Raw genomic sequence first — 14165 nt, forward strand, 5'->3', positions numbered from 1 at the left:
GAAGGGCGTGCCTTCCCCATACATGTCTACACCGTTGTTGAGCAATGCTCAATAAGTCGTTTGCGGCCTGGAACGCGAAAGCGGCCCGGAGCGTCCGTGACGGACGTTCCGCGCCGCTCGTGCGAGCGCTTCGGCTCAGTGCCCCATGGCAGGTTCGGCCGGCTTCTTGACGAAGAAGGTGAGCGCGACGGCGAGGCAGCAAATGCCCGCGGCCACCCACATCGCGAGCGAGACGCCACCGGAAACTGCGTCGGCCTGGTTCTCGCCGGCCTTCGCGAGCGACTCGGCGCGCGAGGTCATCACTGTGACGGCGAGGGCCGTTCCGGCGCCGGCGGCCACCTGCTGCAGGGTGCCGAGGATCGACGAGCCGTGCGAGTAAAGGTGACCCGGCAGCGAACCGAGACCCGCGGTGAACAGCGGCGTGAACATGAGCGCGAGGCCCAAGCTGAGCAGCGGGTGGATGAACAGGTAGACCCACCACTCGGCGTGCGGGGCGACGAGCCCGCCGAGCGCGGTGGCGACGACGACGATCATCGCGCCCGGTGTGACGAGGGGCTTCGGCCCGACCTTGTCGTAGAGGCGCCCGATACGCGGGCCGAGCAGACCCATCATGAGCCCACCCGGCATCATGACGAGGCCCGCCTCGAGCACGTTGAGGCCGCGGGTGGCCTGCAGCCACAGGGGCAGCAGGATCATCGTGCCCATCATCGCGAGCATCGCGATGCACATGACGGCGACCGCGATGCCGAAGCCGGGCGAGGCGAGGGCACGCAGGTCCATGAGGGGCGCGCCGCCGTTACGGGCCAGGCGCAGCTGACGCCACACGAGCACGGCGATGCATGCGGCGCCGACGATGACGGCCACCCAGGGGTCGACGACGGGCTCGGCGCCCGGCGTGTGCCCGCCGAACTGGCTCATGCCGTAGATGAGGCCGCCGAAGCCGACCGCTGCGAACGGGATCGAGATGAAGTCGAGCGTTCCGCCCGCCTGCGATCCACTGCGCGGCATGAGGCGGAAACCGATGACGCCGCACACGACGGCGAGCGGCAGCACGAGGAGGAACAGCCAACGCCACGAGGCGAACTGGAGGATGAGCCCCGACGTCGTCGGGCCCAGGGCCGGTGCCACCGAGATGGCGAGCGAGACGTTGCCCATCGTGCGGCCGCGCTCGGCGAGCGGCACGATCGTCATGACCGTCGTCATGAGCAGCGGCATCATGATGGCCGTACCCGTCGCCTGCACGATGCGCCCGACGAGGATGACCCCGAAGTTCGGCGCAATCGCGGCGAGCAACGTGCCCAGCGCGAACGAGATCATGGCCGCGGCGAACACGGCGCGGCGTTCGAAGCGCTGCAGCATCCAGCCGGTCGTCGGGATGACGACGGCCATCGTCAGCATGAACGCCGTCGAGAGCCACTGTGCGGCGTGCGCCGTGACGTGGAGCGACGACATGAGCTGCGGAATCGCGTTGACCATGATTGTCTCGTTGAGGATGACGATGAACGTGGCCACGGTGAGGATGCGCAGCACGAGCTTGTAGTCACCCACCGGCTCGGGGGCGCCGGGCGCGCTCACCGCGTCGCTCTCGGCCGCGTGCTCGGAGAACTCGTCGCTGGTGGCGGCCGGCGGCACGGGGGTGGGGATCTCGTCGGCTGCGGTTGCCGATGACGAGGGGGTTTCGGGCATGCGGGTGCTCCGGCATCGTGGAGGGTGGATTCCGGCGAAGGTGACGAGCGTCGAGGTCCGGAGAAAAGTCGGGCTTCATACTCTACGGTGAAGCGCGCTGACACAGCGAACGATTTTCGCGCCGTGACGTGTGGTCTTCGTCGCGCTCCCCACGAAACGGTTCCCTCACCGGACGGCTCGACGCCGCCCGTCGTCGACCCGGCAGACTGGGCGCAGTCGAAGGGACGAGGTGTGAGCACCGACCGCATGACGTGGGCCAGCCGGGGACGGCGAAAGCCGGTCTACCGCCACCCCGACAAGATCGAGCGCAGCGGACGCCATCTGGGGCGTGCGTGGGTGGAGAACGTCTTCTTCGTCCTCGTCATGCTGCTGTCGTTCGGCTTCGCCGTCCTGCTCCTGCTCGAGGTGCGCTGGTCGTGGTCGCTGCTGCTGTTCCTCGTCCTGTTCTGGGTCGTCATGGCTTACCTCGCGCTGCCGCGACTGCAGCGCGTGCTCACGTCGATCTACGTTCCCGACTACTTCATCGGCCGCAGCCGCACGAGCGACGGCCTGCTCGGCGATCCGCTCAACCTCGCCGTCATGGGCAGCGAGGAGCAGATCCACGAGGCGATGACGCGTGCGGGTTGGACGCGCGCCGACCCCGTCACGCTCGCCTCGAGCGCCCGGATCGTGTACTCCTCGCTCGCCCGACGCAGCTATGCCGCGGCGCCCGTGAGCCCGCTCGTTCTGTTCAACAAGACGCAGGCTTTCGCCTACCAGCAGGAGGTCGAGGGCAACCCGTCGCAGCGCCACCACGTGCGGTTCTGGCCGACGCCGGAGGGATGGCTGCTGCCCGGTGGCAGGAGAGTCGACTGGTTGGCCTCCGGTACGTACGACCGCGCGGTCGGCCTGTCGCTGTTCACGCTTCAGGTGACGCACAAGATCGACCGCAACATCGACGTCGAGCGCGACTACGTCATCGGCACGGTGCTCCACGCCGTCGAGGAAGCCGACGTCCACGTCATCGAGAACTTCTCCACGGGGTACCACTCGCGCAACGGCGGCGGCGACGCCGTTCAGACCGACGGCAACCTGCCGACCCTGCACCTCGAGAAGGTGGAGGTGGCGCCCGAAGCCGGGGGATCGGCGGATGCGGTGTCGTCCGGCGCCACGAGGGTGCAGACATCCACTCCAGGCGACCGAACTCTCGAGGCGACCAACAGCGACAGCGCTCGCGACGTGCTGACGGAGGTCGGTCGACGGCCCATCCCGGTCGTCGCGGCCTTCGTTCTGACGGTGGCATCGGCGCTCCTGGCCATGGTCGGGTTGCTGTGGCGCGACCACGAGGCGCTCGGTGACAGCGGCCCGGACGTCATCAACGGGGTGCCCGTTGGTGTTTCCGAGACGACAGCGCTGTGGATCAGCGTGCTCGCCTACGTGCCCATCCTCTGGCTCGCGTGGCGCACGTTCCGAGGCGGCCTGTGGGCGCGGCTGACGATGATCGCGCTCGTCACGGCGTCCCAGGCGTGGCAGATGTGGCAGTACCTGCAAGGTGGACGCCCCACGATGACGGCGTTGCTCGGCCTCAGCATTGACCTGCTCATCGTCTACGCGCTCACGAGCCTTGCGTCGCGGGAGTGGGCCGAGACGGGGCGTGCCGCGTCCGAGGGCGTGTCCAGCGACTGAGTCCCCACCCCTACGAGGGCTGGCCGCCGTCGACCGAAAGTGGCTAGATTCGAACCATGAGTGACAACGAGAACGAGACCTTCAAGCCCGACGTCGACCAGCAGGACGGCGGCCCCGGCGCACAGACCGGCGGCGACGGCGGCGAGTACAACGACACGGCCAGCGGCGGCCAGTCCGACGCCGGCAGCAAGGACGAGGGCCAGCACGGCGACGCCGACAACGCCTGATTCACCGCACGAGGGGCCACCGAGCAACGCGCGCTCGGTGGCCCCTCGTGCGTCGGGGGATCCGCAGGCAGCGAGCAGGCTGGTTACGCGACTCACCGGGCCGAAGGTCCCTAAGCCTTCGGGGTGGCTGCGCCTAGCGTGGGAAGTGATCCTTCGAAGAAAGGCAGTCGCCATGTCAGAGCAGGAGCTTCGCCCCATCGTCGTAGGATTCGACGGCTCCGAGCCCTCCCACCGCGCCCTCGCGTGGGCCACACGGCAGGGGCAGGTCACCGGCGCGCCGGTCGAGGTGTTGACGACGTGGCAGTGGCCGACCAACTACGGCTACGCGATGGCCTTCGAAACCACGTACCGCCCGGACGACGTGGCCCGAGAAATGGTGGAGGAGGTCGTGCGCAAGGCTGCGTCGGAGCACCGTGACGTGACGTTCTTCGCGCACGTCGTCGAGGGCGAGCCCCGCAACGTTCTGGTCGACCGTTCCTCCGAGGCCGAGATGCTCGTGCTCGGATGCCGCGGCCACGGTGAACTCACCGGCATGCTGCTGGGCTCCGTGAGCGGCTACTGCGTCACGCACGCCCACTGCCCGGTGCTCGTCGTCCGCGACTGACGCCCTGGCCCCGACGAGCGTCGGCCCCTGGTCCGGTGGTCCGCCTCTTCCTGGGGGAGAGGCGGACCACCGATGTTGAGCGGTGAGTGCGGCATCCGTGCCGCGTTCACCGCTCAACTCGCACGCTCAGGCGGCGGCCTCGGCGCGCTCGCGCTTGCGGTCGTACATGCAGAACGCGGTGGCCACGACGATGAGCAGCATGATGAGGCCCATCGAGATGCGGAACGACGTGGGCCACGCCGTGCCACCCTCCGTCAGCGTGAACAGCACGCCGGGGATGAGCGCCGTGCCGACGGCCGTGCCGACGCGCTGACCGAGCGACAGCACACCGCCCGCGACGCCGCCGAACTTGGGGTCGACGGCATTGAGCGTCAGCGTCTGGTTGGGGGCGATCGTCATGCCCTGGCTGACGCCGATGAGCGTCAGCGGCACCGCGAATGCCCAGTACGGCAGGGAACCGGACTCGACGGGCCCCGCCACGAGAACGACGCCGAGCACCGCAATGAACGCGACGACGAAGCCCGCGATGACCAGGCGACGCCCGAGCGTCATGACGTAGCGCCCGGCGATCTGCGAGGAGACGGCGGCGCCCACGGACGAGGGCAGCCCGACGATCGACGACTCGAACGCCGAGTGGTGCAGGTGCATCTGCAGGTAGAGCGGGATGAGGATCCAGATGCTCGTCATGCCCATGAAGAACGCCGTGACGATGAGGATGCCGTTGCGGAACGACTCGGCACGGAAGATGTCGAGGTCGACCATCGGCGGGCGTCCACGGCCCTTGTACCGCTTCTCCCAGACGACGAACGCCGCCACGAGCGCGAGGCCCACCGGCAGGAGCGCCCAGACGGCAGCCCCGGCACCGCGCTCCATGAACGGCAGCATGATGACGAGCACCGCGACGGCGAGCAGCACGGTGCCGACCGGGTCGAGATCGAGCTTCTGATCGGGTCGACGACGGTCGTTCGGCACCCAGCGCAGGCCGAGGAGGAGCGACGCGAGGCCGAGCGGCACGTTGATGAAGAACATCCAGCGCCAGCCGGCATCGTTGCCGAGGATCTGGATGAGCAGGCCACCGATGACCGGTCCGACGGCGGTGGCGACGGCGACCGTCGTCGCCATGAGAGCGAACGCCTTGGCGCGCTCCTGGCCGCGGAAGTGCTGCTGGATGAGCCCGATGGCCTGCGGGTTGACGAGGCCCGAACCGAGACCCTGTACGACACGGGCGATGTTGAGGACGACGATGTCCTGCGCCAGGCCGGCCATGAGCGAGCCGAGCGTGAACAGTGCGATGCCGACGAGGAGCATGCGGCGCCGACCGATGACGTCGCCGGCGCGGCCCGACGGCACGAGGAGGACGCCGAAGGCCAGTGCGTAACCGGAGATGACCCACTGCAGGCCACCCGAACTCGCGCCGGTGGACTCGCCGATCGCCGGGAGCGCGACGTTGATGACCGAGATGGCGACGAGCGCCATGAAGAGGGGGATGAGGAGCACCGTCAGGAGCCGACGGGGCCTGACCTCAGGGGTTTGTTCGGTCGTCTGTTCGGTGCTCACCGAACGACTGTACGCCCGCCCTCGCGCCGGTCTCTAGCAGACGTGGGCTCGATCACTTTTCCGCGTGGTTCCGGGTGTTCCGGGCCACTTCAGGGATGAGATTTGCCCCGGCACACGACCGACCGCGAAGGGCGGATCGCGCACCGGGGCGAATCGAAGGGAGGCCGTCAGACGGCCGCGCGCACGACCTCCGTGATCGTCGTCGGTGCGTGACCCATGAGCTCCTCGAGGGCGTTCGAGTCGGTGTGCATCTCACCGGCGGCGATCGAACGGTCCACGCGTGCCTGGATGTTCGGCCACGTGGCGTCTTGGCCGTCGCTCGTCATGGTGGTGACGAGTTCGTCGGCGCTGACGACGCGGTGCACCACCGTCGTACCCGTGGCCTCGGTGATGGCCTCCGCCAGCTCGGTGAGCGTGAAGGCAGGGCCGCCCAGTTCGAACGTGCGCGACTCGGCGCCCGCGGAGCGCAGGGCGCCCACAGCGGCAGCGGCGAAGTCTGCGCGTGCCGCAGCGGAGATCGGGGCGTCGTCCGTGGCGCTGAGGATCTCGCCGGTGGCGAGGTACTGCGGCAGCTGCGTCGTGTAGTTCTCTGAGTACCAGGCGTTGCGCAGGACGGTGTGCGCGACGCCGCTGGCGGCAAGCACCTTCTCCGTCGCGATGTGCTCGTCGGCGAGGGGGTTGCTCGAGGCGTCCGCGTTGAGGATCGAGGTGTAGACGATGTGAGCGACGCCGGCGTCCCTGGCCGCTTCGATGACGTTGGTGTGCTGCTCGACGCGCGCGCCGACGGCGTCGCCGGAGATGAGCAGAAGCCGCTCGACACCCTCGAGCGCCGTGCGCAGCGCGGCCGGGTCGGCGTAGTCGGCCTCGCGGACGGTGACGCCCTGCTCGGCGAGGCTCGCAGCCTTGGCGGGGTTACGGACGACGGCGACAACCTCGTCCGGTGCGGTGCCGCTCTCGAGGAGGTCGGCGACGGCGAGGCGGCCGAGCGCTCCGGTGGCGCCGGTAATGGCGAGGGTGGTCATGGCAGGTCCTTGCCAGGGGCGGATACTGCACATACAACAGCGCCCCCACGCGGATGCTTCCAAGGCGCCGCCCGAGGATCAGCAGGTGGACGCGTCAGGGCTGCCGAACCGCGCGTACGACGGCGTCGACCCCGCCCATCTGGTCGTCGCGGCGGCGGTTCTCCAGGGTGACGATCTCCCACTCGTCGCCTCGTAGCGCGGCGCCCGCCTCGTCGATGCTCACCTGGTGCTGCCCTGCGGCACGGGTGGGTTCGCCCGTGGCCGGATCGACGCTCTGGTGGGCGACCATGAACAGCGTCCCGCCGGGTGCGACGCCGCTGGCGAGGCGCGTGATCGTCTCGGCCATGTCGCCCGCGCAGTGAACGTAGAGGCACAGGACGACGTCGTGCGCGCGAGGCTCCGGCGCCCACACGCCGAGGTCGCCCTCGACCAGGGTGATGCGCTCGGCGACGTCGGCCCCGGCCTGTGCTGCGTTGCGTTGCCCGAAGTCCAGCGCAGCGAGCGAGAAGTCGACGACGGTGACGTTCCAGCCGTGCGCGGCGAGCCACAGGGCTTCCGCGCCGTGGCCGGCGCCGGCGTCGAGAACGGACGGTTCGCTGTCAGGGCGACGTGTGGTGAACAGCTCCTCGAGCTCACCCGTGACATAACGGGTTCGGCGCCTTCGTGGCAAGCATGTCGGGGTGCGACGCCATGACCTGCTGCCAGCGCTGCTCCCAGCCGTCGCGGTCGAACGAGGGGGTGTTCATCGCGCGATCAGACGTGGCCGCTGAGCTGCGCCATGCGTGCTTCGAGCGTGGCGAGCAGCGAGTCGAGCTCCTTGGAGTTCTCGGCGCTCACGGGCAGCACGTCGATGGAGATCTTCGCGCCGCCCGCGAGGGCGCGCAGTTCGTCGAGCTTCGCCGCGAACGGCGATCCGCTGCCGGCTGAGTAGTAGCGCACTGCCTCGTCGAGACGCTCGGGGTAGAGGTCGGCCTTCGTCACGGCGACGACGACCCACACGGGGCGCTCGCGGCGCACGGCCATGGCGGCGATGCGGTGCGCGGTGATCGTCCAGTCCTCGAGCTCGGCGGCGAGTTGCTCCTCGACGGTTCGTTCCGGGGCCGCGCCGCTCACGCCGCCGCTGCGTCGGGGCGTGGCGTGGCCGTAGGCGACGACGTGGATGACCCCGTCGACGGGTGCCTCGTAGAAGACCTCGTCGAGGGCCGTCAGGCGCGTCGCCGCGTTGTCACCCGGCACCACGCGGAAGCGGAAACCCTTGAGTCGCGCGGATTTGGACGTACGGCGCTCCATCGTCGCCGACCCGTTCTCGGTGACGGCCTCCGGCGTCGTGCGTCGAGCAAGCCGGTCGACGAGACGTGTCTTGCCGACACCCGTCATGCCGGTGACGGCGACGGTCGGATAACGGCGGTGCAGCAGGGTCGACAACTTCTCCGGTGCCGTGGACACCGCGGTGAGAGCGCTTCCGGCGATGCTCGTGCCGATGGCGGCCTTGCCGGAGCCGCTCACGGCCTTTCCGATGGTATTCACGTTCTACCTCGCGTGACGTCGATGTACATCGGGGTCAACCTTACGGACGTCACCTGCGTACTCGTGCACGTCAGCGCGGCCACCGCGACAGCAGGGGGACGAAACTCCCTCCAAGGGGTGGGGGTGCGAAGGGTCGTGCCGGTTAACGTGGGGGCATGACACGCGATGACATTCACGAAGCAGCCGAGAACGACGAGCCCAAGGGCGAGAAGCCGGGCTCCGGTGCCGAGCGTTCCGAGGGCGGGAGCGGGCTGAGCGGTTCCGACGCCGGCGCCGACGCCGTGCCCGAGAACACGACGGGTGGCACGAGCCCGCGCACGCCCAACCAGAGCGACTCGCCGAAGACCGCGAACTGAGCGCGCCGACCGGCGGGTAATGACGTCGCGGCGCGCTTCCAGGGGTGAAATCCGTTGGGGGGTACCGGTTGTCGGAGGGCGTTGCTAGTGTCGCGAACATGACCGACATGAATGCACAGCAGCCGCCCACCGACCCCGACAGTGCCGCGGCGCAGGACGCCGGCGCCGCGCGTGAGCCGTCCGGCGCCCAGGGTGGCGCAGAGACGATCGGCGCCACGCCGAACAGCGACGCGGGCCGCAACGACGCGCTTCAGCGTGACCCGCAGGAGTGGGCCACGGGTGACGAGCCCATGACCGAGGCGCAGAAGTCGTACCTCGACACGCTGGCCAAGGAATCCGGCGAGCAGCTTCCGGCCGACCTCACGAAGGCCGAGGCGAGCGAGCACATCGATCGCCTGCAGGGTAAGAGCAACCGCGTCGACTGAGGTCGGCTCACTCCTCTCGCCGGGGCGGGTTCGTCATCGCCTCGGCGAGCTCGTCGTGCGCGTGTCCCTCTGACTCGCGCACGACGCCGTCCCGCGCGCCGAGCCGATCGGAGTCGGTGCGGTGTGAGCTCACCTTGAAGCGGCCCTCGAAGCGCTCGATCGGCAGCGAGATGCCGACGATCTTCGTCAGCATGTCGTCGATGTAATCGCCGGGGGCTTGCCCCATGCGCCAGGGGTTGTCGCGCCCGGCCTCCATCGCGCCGGTGAGCCGGGCGACGACGCCGCGCACCCACTTCGGGTCGTCGTGGACGACGAGCGGCCCCCACGCGTGAACGACGAGGTAGTTCCACGTCGGCACGACGCGGTGGTGCTCGGCCTTGCTCGGGTACCACGTGGGCGAGATGTAGTGCTCGCCGCCACCGAACGTCGCGAGACTCGTGCCCACGTGCTTGCCGTCCTCCCACAGGGGGTTCGCGCGGGCCACGTGTCCGACGAGGGCCTTGCCGCTCGGCGCCTCGGCATCGTCGACGGCGAGTAGTGGCACGAGATCGGCCTGCGGCGTCACGCGGTCATGCGTGATGAGCGTGGCGAGGGGGTGGGCGCCGACGAACTCTGCGAGCACGTCGACGGCGTCGACCCGGTCGTGGTCGGGGTTGTAGCCCATGCGTCGACTCTTGTGCTGACGTGCGATGTTGCGAGTTCCGAGCGTGAGGACGGCGCGGGCGTCCGATCGGGCCGGTGAGGCCTCAGTGTCGCACTGTGTCGGGCGGATTGGCGGGCGGCCTCGCGGCACCGGTGTCGGTGGCTGCCGCTAGCGTGAGCGCATGTCGAACACCCGTCACCTCAGCGTCGTCATCGCCCGTGAGCCGGAGGCCGTCTACGCCTTCGCCCGCGATGTCGAGAACTTGCCGCGCTGGGCGGCGGGCCTCGCGACCGCCGAGGTGCACCCGGGTGATCGCGACGGCGAACTCGTCGCCGAATCTCCCATGGGCACAGTGACGTTCGCGTTTGCCCCCGACAATCCGTTCGGGGTGCTCGACCACGACGTCACACTGCCGGACGGCGCCGTCGTCCACAATCCGCTGCGCGTCCTCGCTCACCCGGACGGCGCGGAGGTCGTGTTCACGCTGCGGCGCCTCGCGATGAACGACGAGGAATTCGACCGCGACACCGCGATGGTCGAGGCAGACCTCGAGCGGCTCAAGGGGTTGCTCGAAGCGCCCTGATCCGCCGCCGCTCGACGGCCCTGAGCCGCGGATTGCCGCGCGGATTTCCGCCGCTGGGCGGAGGCGCACCCTGAGTCTCGGCGCTAGCGTCGAGACATGAGCAAGAAGTCAGCGTTCGACGTCGGCCCGTCGCCGGAGGAGGTTCGTCGCGTCGCGCAGGAAGCACGAGACCTCCCGCGGGAACAGCTCGAACGGGGCGTGCTGGGATGTCTCGGGCTCGTCGTCGCGGTGTGGGCCGTGACGGTGGCGGTGGTCGCGACGAAGCTGCCGGAGCGGGTTCCGACGCACTGGTCGGGTGAGACGCCCGACGGGTGGTCGAGCCGCACGGGCGCCATCGCCCTGTTCGTTCTCACGCCCATTGCCATCTCGGCTCTGCTGGTGCTCGTCAGCGGGCTGGTGATGCGCTGGCCCCAGAGCATCAACGCGCCGCAGAAGGAGGAGTGGCTGCGCACACCGCAACGGTTGCGCACGCTCGAGCGGCTGATGCGGGAGGACATGGTGCTTCTGTCGGCGCTCATCTTCGGGCTCTTCGCCCTCCTCACCGCGATGACGGGCTGGGCCGCACATCAACCCGGTGGCGCCATGCCCGGCTGGCTCATCGGCGGGGTGTCCCTCCTGTTCGTGGTGGGTATGCTCACCTTCCTCGTCACCCGGATGCTGGGCAGTCGCTACACGCCGACCGACACCGTCGACTGAGCGCATGCGTCGCCCCAATCGCCCCGAGTGTCGGCGCGGCAGGGCACAGTGGGGGCATGGCTGAGATGTGGAGAGACGACGAACTCGTCGTGGGCAAGTTCACCTTCGACGCGCTGCGCTGCGGCCCGAGCGACGGCGAGACGATCCTTCTGTTGCACGGCTGGCCCGAGTCGAACGCCCAGTGGAGCGACGTGGGCCCGATCCTCGCCGAGGCGGGCTACGACGTCGTCGCCCCGAACCTGCGCGGCTACGCGCCCGGTGCGCGCCCCGAGGGCGTCGAGGCGTACGGCGTCGAGCAGCTCAGCGGTGACGTCGTCGGAATGATCGAGGCGCTCGGCACGGAGCGCGTGCACCTGGTCGGCCACGACTGGGGCGGCATCATCGGGTGGTTCGTCGCCGGCGAACACCCCGAGCTCCTCACGACGTACACCGCCGTCAGCACCCCGCACCCGCAGGCCGTCGTCCGCGCCACGATGGCCGACCCCGAGCAGCACGAGAAGCTGCAGTACATAAACCTCCTGCGTCAGGAGGGGGTGGCCGAGGAGAAGCTCGCGGCCGACGACTGGGCGTACCTGCGCCGAATGATCGGCAACCTCGACGGCGCGCGCCTCGACGAGCATCTGCGTCTGCTCGGTCAGCCCGGCGCCCTCACCGCCGTCCTCAACTACTACCGCGCCTACCGCCCCGAGACGGGCCTCGCGTTGGGCCCCATCCCTGTGCCGACGACGTACGTCTGGGGCAACACCGACGTGGCCTTCGGACGCCGCGCCGCCGAGGGCACGGCCGACTTCGTCGAGGCGCCGTACACCTTCGTCGAGCTCGACGAGGGTCACTGGATCAGCGACCTTCAGCCCGAGCCGTTGGCCGACGCGATTCTCGCCCGGGTGCGCGAGTGATCAGCGCGGCAGCATCATGCCGAGCGAGTGCGGGGCCGTCTCGACGAAACCGAGTTTCGCATAGAGCGGGCGCCCCGGCTCGTCGGCCATGAGCGTGACGTAGGGGCGAGGCGGCGCTTCCTCACGGATCTTCGCCAGGAGCGCTTCCAGTACCGCCTGCCCGAGACCCTTCTTCTGGTGCTCGGGCAGCGTCGCCATGTCGGCGATGTGGAAGTACCACCCGCCGTCGCCGATGACGCGGCCCATCGCGACGACCTCGCCGCTGGCGCGATGACGCACGTGCACCCACGCCCACGAGTTCACGAGTGCCGGTTCGCCCTGGGCCTCGGTGACGGGTGACAGGCCCGAATCGGCGCGCAGCCGAAGGTAATCCGCGAGTGGCGGAGGCGAGAGCGTGAGGTCGTGGTCGGGGTGCACGGTGGCTCCTCTCGGGTCAGGGGGTCGTCGTGGTGAACAGTGGCCTCAGAACAGGCTCTGCTGGCTCATCGTCTCCGGGGAGCGCACGTCCGCCGGGGCGATGCGTCGCCCGCGCAGCGCGTCGAGGTCGACGACGAGTGGGGCGTCGTCGTCATTGACGGTGACGAGCGCGACACCGCCGACAACAGCGGTCGGGGTAAGGCAGTGTTCGCCGCGGCTGAGCGGGTGCGGGTACGTGCCGAACACGCCGTCACCGGTGAAGAACCCCGCGTGCTGCGCTGGTGGGTCCCACGGGTCGAGCGCGAGCTCGAGGCCACTGGCTTGGAGGAACGCGCGGGCGTGTTCGACCGCGTCGGCGTGCGCGCCGTCGAGGCGCTCGCGGGAGAGCGGTTTCGTGAGAGACCCGGCCTTGCTGCTCTTGTGCTTCGTCTGCGGGATGCCGGTCTCGGCCGTCACCGCGTCCTCGTGCACGCGGACGGCGGTGCCGTCGGCTGCTCGGGCAATGTAGGTGGCACGCACGGCGCCCTGCTCGTCGAGGCGTGTCCTCCCGCGCGACGCCGACGCGGTGCCGACCTTGCTCGCGCCGTCCGCGAACGTCGCGATGTAGAGCCAATGCGGCCGCGCGAGATAGCCCGACAGCGACTCGGGCACGTAGCCGCCGCGGTGCACGTGATGCATGAAGCGCGAGTCGTCGCGCTGGGCACACTGCTCGCACTGCACTCCGACGGTGACGGTGCGCCGCCCGTCGCAGGGCACGTGACGGGCGTCGCCGGGGCGGGCTGCGTCGAAGCGGCCGGTGCAGAAGCGGACGTCGGGCTGGACGCGGAACGCCATGCGGCGGTTCATGATCGGCGCGCGGAGCCGTTCGCCGTGGTCGGTCAGGACGACGAGGTGCGGCTCACCGCCCGCCCACGAGGTGGTCTGCACGAGAGCAGGGGCGTCGGAGCGCCAGAAGTCGTCGTGCATGGTGCCCAGCAAACCACGGTGGCGGTCGGGTCGAGTTGGCCGGTCGTCGCAGCTGACGCAGTTCGGCGCGCCTGATGCGTTGTGAGCGGGTTCAGAGTGCGTCACGTGCACCGAAGTGCATCAGCTGCCCGCGCGTTCGGCGGAACATGTGCGGCTCGTTCCCTGTTGGCTCCTGCGAACCACGACCCCGAACAAGGAGTTCGACATGTCGAAGATTCTCTTCGTCGTCAGCGCAGCCACGAACTGGACGCTCGCGGACGGCACGCAGCACCCCACCGGATTCTGGGCCGAGGAGCTGCTCGCCCCGTACCGCCTCTTCACCGAGGCCGGTGACACCGTCGAGTTCGCGACGCCCGGCGGCGTCGCACCCGTCGCGGACGAGGCGAGCCTCGCCCCCGAGATGAACGACTGCAACGACGTGCGGCCCGAGCTCGACGCCATCGACGCGCTCAAGCAGCCGCTCAACCTGTCCGACGTCGCACTCGACGACTACGACGCCGTCTTCTACCCCGGCGGTCACGGCCCGATGGAGGACCTCGCGGTCGACGCCACGTCCGGCAAGCTCATCGCCGACACCCTCGCAGCGGGCAAGCCCGTCGCCATCGTCTGCCACGGCCCGGCGGCGCTGCTGCCCGCGCGGGACGAGAACGGCGATCCGGTCGTCAAGGGCCGCAAGCTCACCGCCTTCTCCAACGAGGAGGAGCGCGCAGGAGGCAACGCCGACAACGCCAAGTGGCTGCTCGAAGACCGCCTCCGTGAGGACGGCGCCGAGCTCTCCGTCGGCGAAGCGTGGCAGCCCAACGTCGTCGTCGACGGCGACCTGCTCACCGGCCAGAACCCGGCCTCCAGCAAGCCCCTCGCCGAGGAGCTCAAGAAGCGTCTGGGCTGACGCGTC

Annotated in this window: 17 protein-coding genes; 9 read left to right on the forward strand and 8 right to left on the reverse strand. The window is 69.6% G+C overall.

Annotation, left to right across the window (positions count from 1 at the left end; genetic code table 11):
• Positions 1-135 precede the first annotated feature (135 nt).
• Entirely contained in the window at positions 136-1686 is a 1551-nt protein-coding gene (locus tag IM689_RS10710) for an MDR family MFS transporter (RefSeq protein WP_193643960.1), read from the reverse strand.
• A gap of 231 nt (positions 1687-1917) precedes the next feature.
• Between IM689_RS10710 and IM689_RS10715 the strand changes: the two genes are divergently transcribed.
• From IM689_RS10715 to IM689_RS10725, 3 genes are all read left to right on the forward strand, one after another.
• Positions 1918-3351 (forward strand): LssY C-terminal domain-containing protein, encoded by a 1434-nt coding sequence (locus IM689_RS10715; RefSeq protein ID WP_319803860.1) that lies wholly within the window; start codon positions 1918-1920, stop codon positions 3349-3351.
• A 56-nt stretch (positions 3352-3407) separates the two neighbouring features.
• Positions 3408-3578 (forward strand): hypothetical protein, encoded by a 171-nt coding sequence (locus IM689_RS10720; protein WP_187036799.1) that lies wholly within the window; start codon positions 3408-3410, stop codon positions 3576-3578.
• Positions 3579-3750: 172 nt separating this feature from the next.
• Positions 3751-4182, forward strand: coding sequence for a universal stress protein (locus IM689_RS10725; RefSeq protein WP_193643961.1), 432 nt, complete (start codon positions 3751-3753; stop codon positions 4180-4182).
• A gap of 126 nt (positions 4183-4308) precedes the next feature.
• On the opposite strand, the gene IM689_RS10730 is transcribed toward IM689_RS10725, so the two are convergent.
• From IM689_RS10730 to IM689_RS10745, 4 genes are all read right to left on the reverse strand, one after another.
• Positions 4309-5739: an MFS transporter gene (locus IM689_RS10730; protein ID WP_319803861.1), complete on the reverse strand. Its 1431-nt coding sequence runs from the start codon at positions 5737-5739 to the stop codon at positions 4309-4311.
• Between the two features lie 167 nt (positions 5740-5906).
• Complete coding sequence (locus tag IM689_RS10735) at positions 5907-6761, reverse strand: SDR family oxidoreductase (RefSeq protein WP_193643962.1); 855 nt, start codon at positions 6759-6761, stop codon at positions 5907-5909.
• A gap of 94 nt (positions 6762-6855) precedes the next feature.
• Positions 6856-7431, reverse strand: a complete 576-nt coding sequence (locus IM689_RS10740; RefSeq protein WP_193643963.1) for a class I SAM-dependent methyltransferase — start codon at positions 7429-7431, stop codon at positions 6856-6858.
• Positions 7432-7514: 83 nt separating this feature from the next.
• Complete coding sequence (locus tag IM689_RS10745) at positions 7515-8288, reverse strand: GTPase domain-containing protein (protein WP_193643964.1); 774 nt, start codon at positions 8286-8288, stop codon at positions 7515-7517.
• Between the two features lie 155 nt (positions 8289-8443).
• Between IM689_RS10745 and IM689_RS10750 the strand changes: the two genes are divergently transcribed.
• Both IM689_RS10750 and IM689_RS10755 read left to right on the forward strand, forming a co-directional pair.
• Positions 8444-8644 carry a hypothetical protein gene (locus tag IM689_RS10750; RefSeq protein ID WP_047310919.1) on the forward strand — a complete coding sequence of 67 codons (201 nt, stop codon included), beginning with the start codon at positions 8444-8446 and terminating at the stop codon, positions 8642-8644.
• 98 nt (positions 8645-8742) lie between these two features.
• A complete protein-coding gene (locus IM689_RS10755; RefSeq protein WP_047310920.1) occupies positions 8743-9069 on the forward strand; it encodes a DUF3072 domain-containing protein in 327 nt (108 codons plus the stop codon).
• Between the two features lie 7 nt (positions 9070-9076).
• On the opposite strand, the gene IM689_RS10760 is transcribed toward IM689_RS10755, so the two are convergent.
• Complete coding sequence (locus tag IM689_RS10760) at positions 9077-9733, reverse strand: FMN-binding negative transcriptional regulator (protein WP_193643965.1); 657 nt, start codon at positions 9731-9733, stop codon at positions 9077-9079.
• Between the two features lie 160 nt (positions 9734-9893).
• Between IM689_RS10760 and IM689_RS10765 the strand changes: the two genes are divergently transcribed.
• From IM689_RS10765 to IM689_RS10775, 3 genes are all read left to right on the forward strand, one after another.
• Positions 9894-10295 carry an SRPBCC family protein gene (locus tag IM689_RS10765; protein ID WP_129665837.1) on the forward strand — a complete coding sequence of 134 codons (402 nt, stop codon included), beginning with the start codon at positions 9894-9896 and terminating at the stop codon, positions 10293-10295.
• Positions 10296-10391: 96 nt separating this feature from the next.
• The gene (locus tag IM689_RS10770; protein ID WP_193643966.1) at positions 10392-10991 is read left to right on the forward strand and encodes a DUF1648 domain-containing protein; all 600 of its coding nucleotides are present in this window, start codon (positions 10392-10394) and stop codon (positions 10989-10991) included.
• A 56-nt stretch (positions 10992-11047) separates the two neighbouring features.
• Positions 11048-11887 (forward strand): alpha/beta fold hydrolase, encoded by an 840-nt coding sequence (locus IM689_RS10775; protein WP_193643967.1) that lies wholly within the window; start codon positions 11048-11050, stop codon positions 11885-11887.
• Here IM689_RS10775 and IM689_RS10780 read toward each other — a convergent pair whose 3' ends face one another.
• Both IM689_RS10780 and IM689_RS10785 read right to left on the reverse strand, forming a co-directional pair.
• Positions 11888-12304, reverse strand: a complete 417-nt coding sequence (locus tag IM689_RS10780) for a GNAT family N-acetyltransferase (protein WP_193643968.1) — start codon at positions 12302-12304, stop codon at positions 11888-11890.
• A 45-nt stretch (positions 12305-12349) separates the two neighbouring features.
• The gene (locus IM689_RS10785) at positions 12350-13270 is read right to left on the reverse strand and encodes a DUF2797 domain-containing protein (RefSeq protein WP_193643969.1); all 921 of its coding nucleotides are present in this window, start codon (positions 13268-13270) and stop codon (positions 12350-12352) included.
• 205 nt (positions 13271-13475) lie between these two features.
• On the opposite strand from IM689_RS10785, the gene IM689_RS10790 reads away from it, so the two are divergent.
• Positions 13476-14159 carry a type 1 glutamine amidotransferase domain-containing protein gene (locus IM689_RS10790; RefSeq protein WP_193643970.1) on the forward strand — a complete coding sequence of 228 codons (684 nt, stop codon included), beginning with the start codon at positions 13476-13478 and terminating at the stop codon, positions 14157-14159.
• The last annotated feature ends 6 nt before the right edge of the window (positions 14160-14165 follow it).

The sequence above is a fragment of the Dermacoccus barathri genome, from assembly GCF_015070805.1.
GTDB lineage: Bacteria > Actinomycetota > Actinomycetes > Actinomycetales > Dermatophilaceae > Dermacoccus > Dermacoccus abyssi.

Coding starts and splice junctions, on each gene's coding strand:
- IM689_RS10710 (WP_193643960.1), bottom strand. CDS start 1,686: ATGCCCGAAACCCCCTCGTCATCGGCAACCGCAGCCGACGAGATCCCC.
- IM689_RS10720 (WP_187036799.1), top strand. CDS start 3,408: ATGAGTGACAACGAGAACGAGACCTTCAAGCCCGACGTCGACCAGCAG.
- IM689_RS10725 (WP_193643961.1), top strand. CDS start 3,751: ATGTCAGAGCAGGAGCTTCGCCCCATCGTCGTAGGATTCGACGGCTCC.
- IM689_RS10735 (WP_193643962.1), bottom strand. CDS start 6,761: ATGACCACCCTCGCCATTACCGGCGCCACCGGAGCGCTCGGCCGCCTC.
- IM689_RS10750 (WP_047310919.1), top strand. CDS start 8,444: ATGACACGCGATGACATTCACGAAGCAGCCGAGAACGACGAGCCCAAG.
- IM689_RS10755 (WP_047310920.1), top strand. CDS start 8,743: ATGACCGACATGAATGCACAGCAGCCGCCCACCGACCCCGACAGTGCC.
- IM689_RS10760 (WP_193643965.1), bottom strand. CDS start 9,733: ATGGGCTACAACCCCGACCACGACCGGGTCGACGCCGTCGACGTGCTC.
- IM689_RS10765 (WP_129665837.1), top strand. CDS start 9,894: ATGTCGAACACCCGTCACCTCAGCGTCGTCATCGCCCGTGAGCCGGAG.
- IM689_RS10770 (WP_193643966.1), top strand. CDS start 10,392: ATGAGCAAGAAGTCAGCGTTCGACGTCGGCCCGTCGCCGGAGGAGGTT.
- IM689_RS10775 (WP_193643967.1), top strand. CDS start 11,048: ATGGCTGAGATGTGGAGAGACGACGAACTCGTCGTGGGCAAGTTCACC.
- IM689_RS10785 (WP_193643969.1), bottom strand. CDS start 13,270: ATGCACGACGACTTCTGGCGCTCCGACGCCCCTGCTCTCGTGCAGACC.
- IM689_RS10790 (WP_193643970.1), top strand. CDS start 13,476: ATGTCGAAGATTCTCTTCGTCGTCAGCGCAGCCACGAACTGGACGCTC.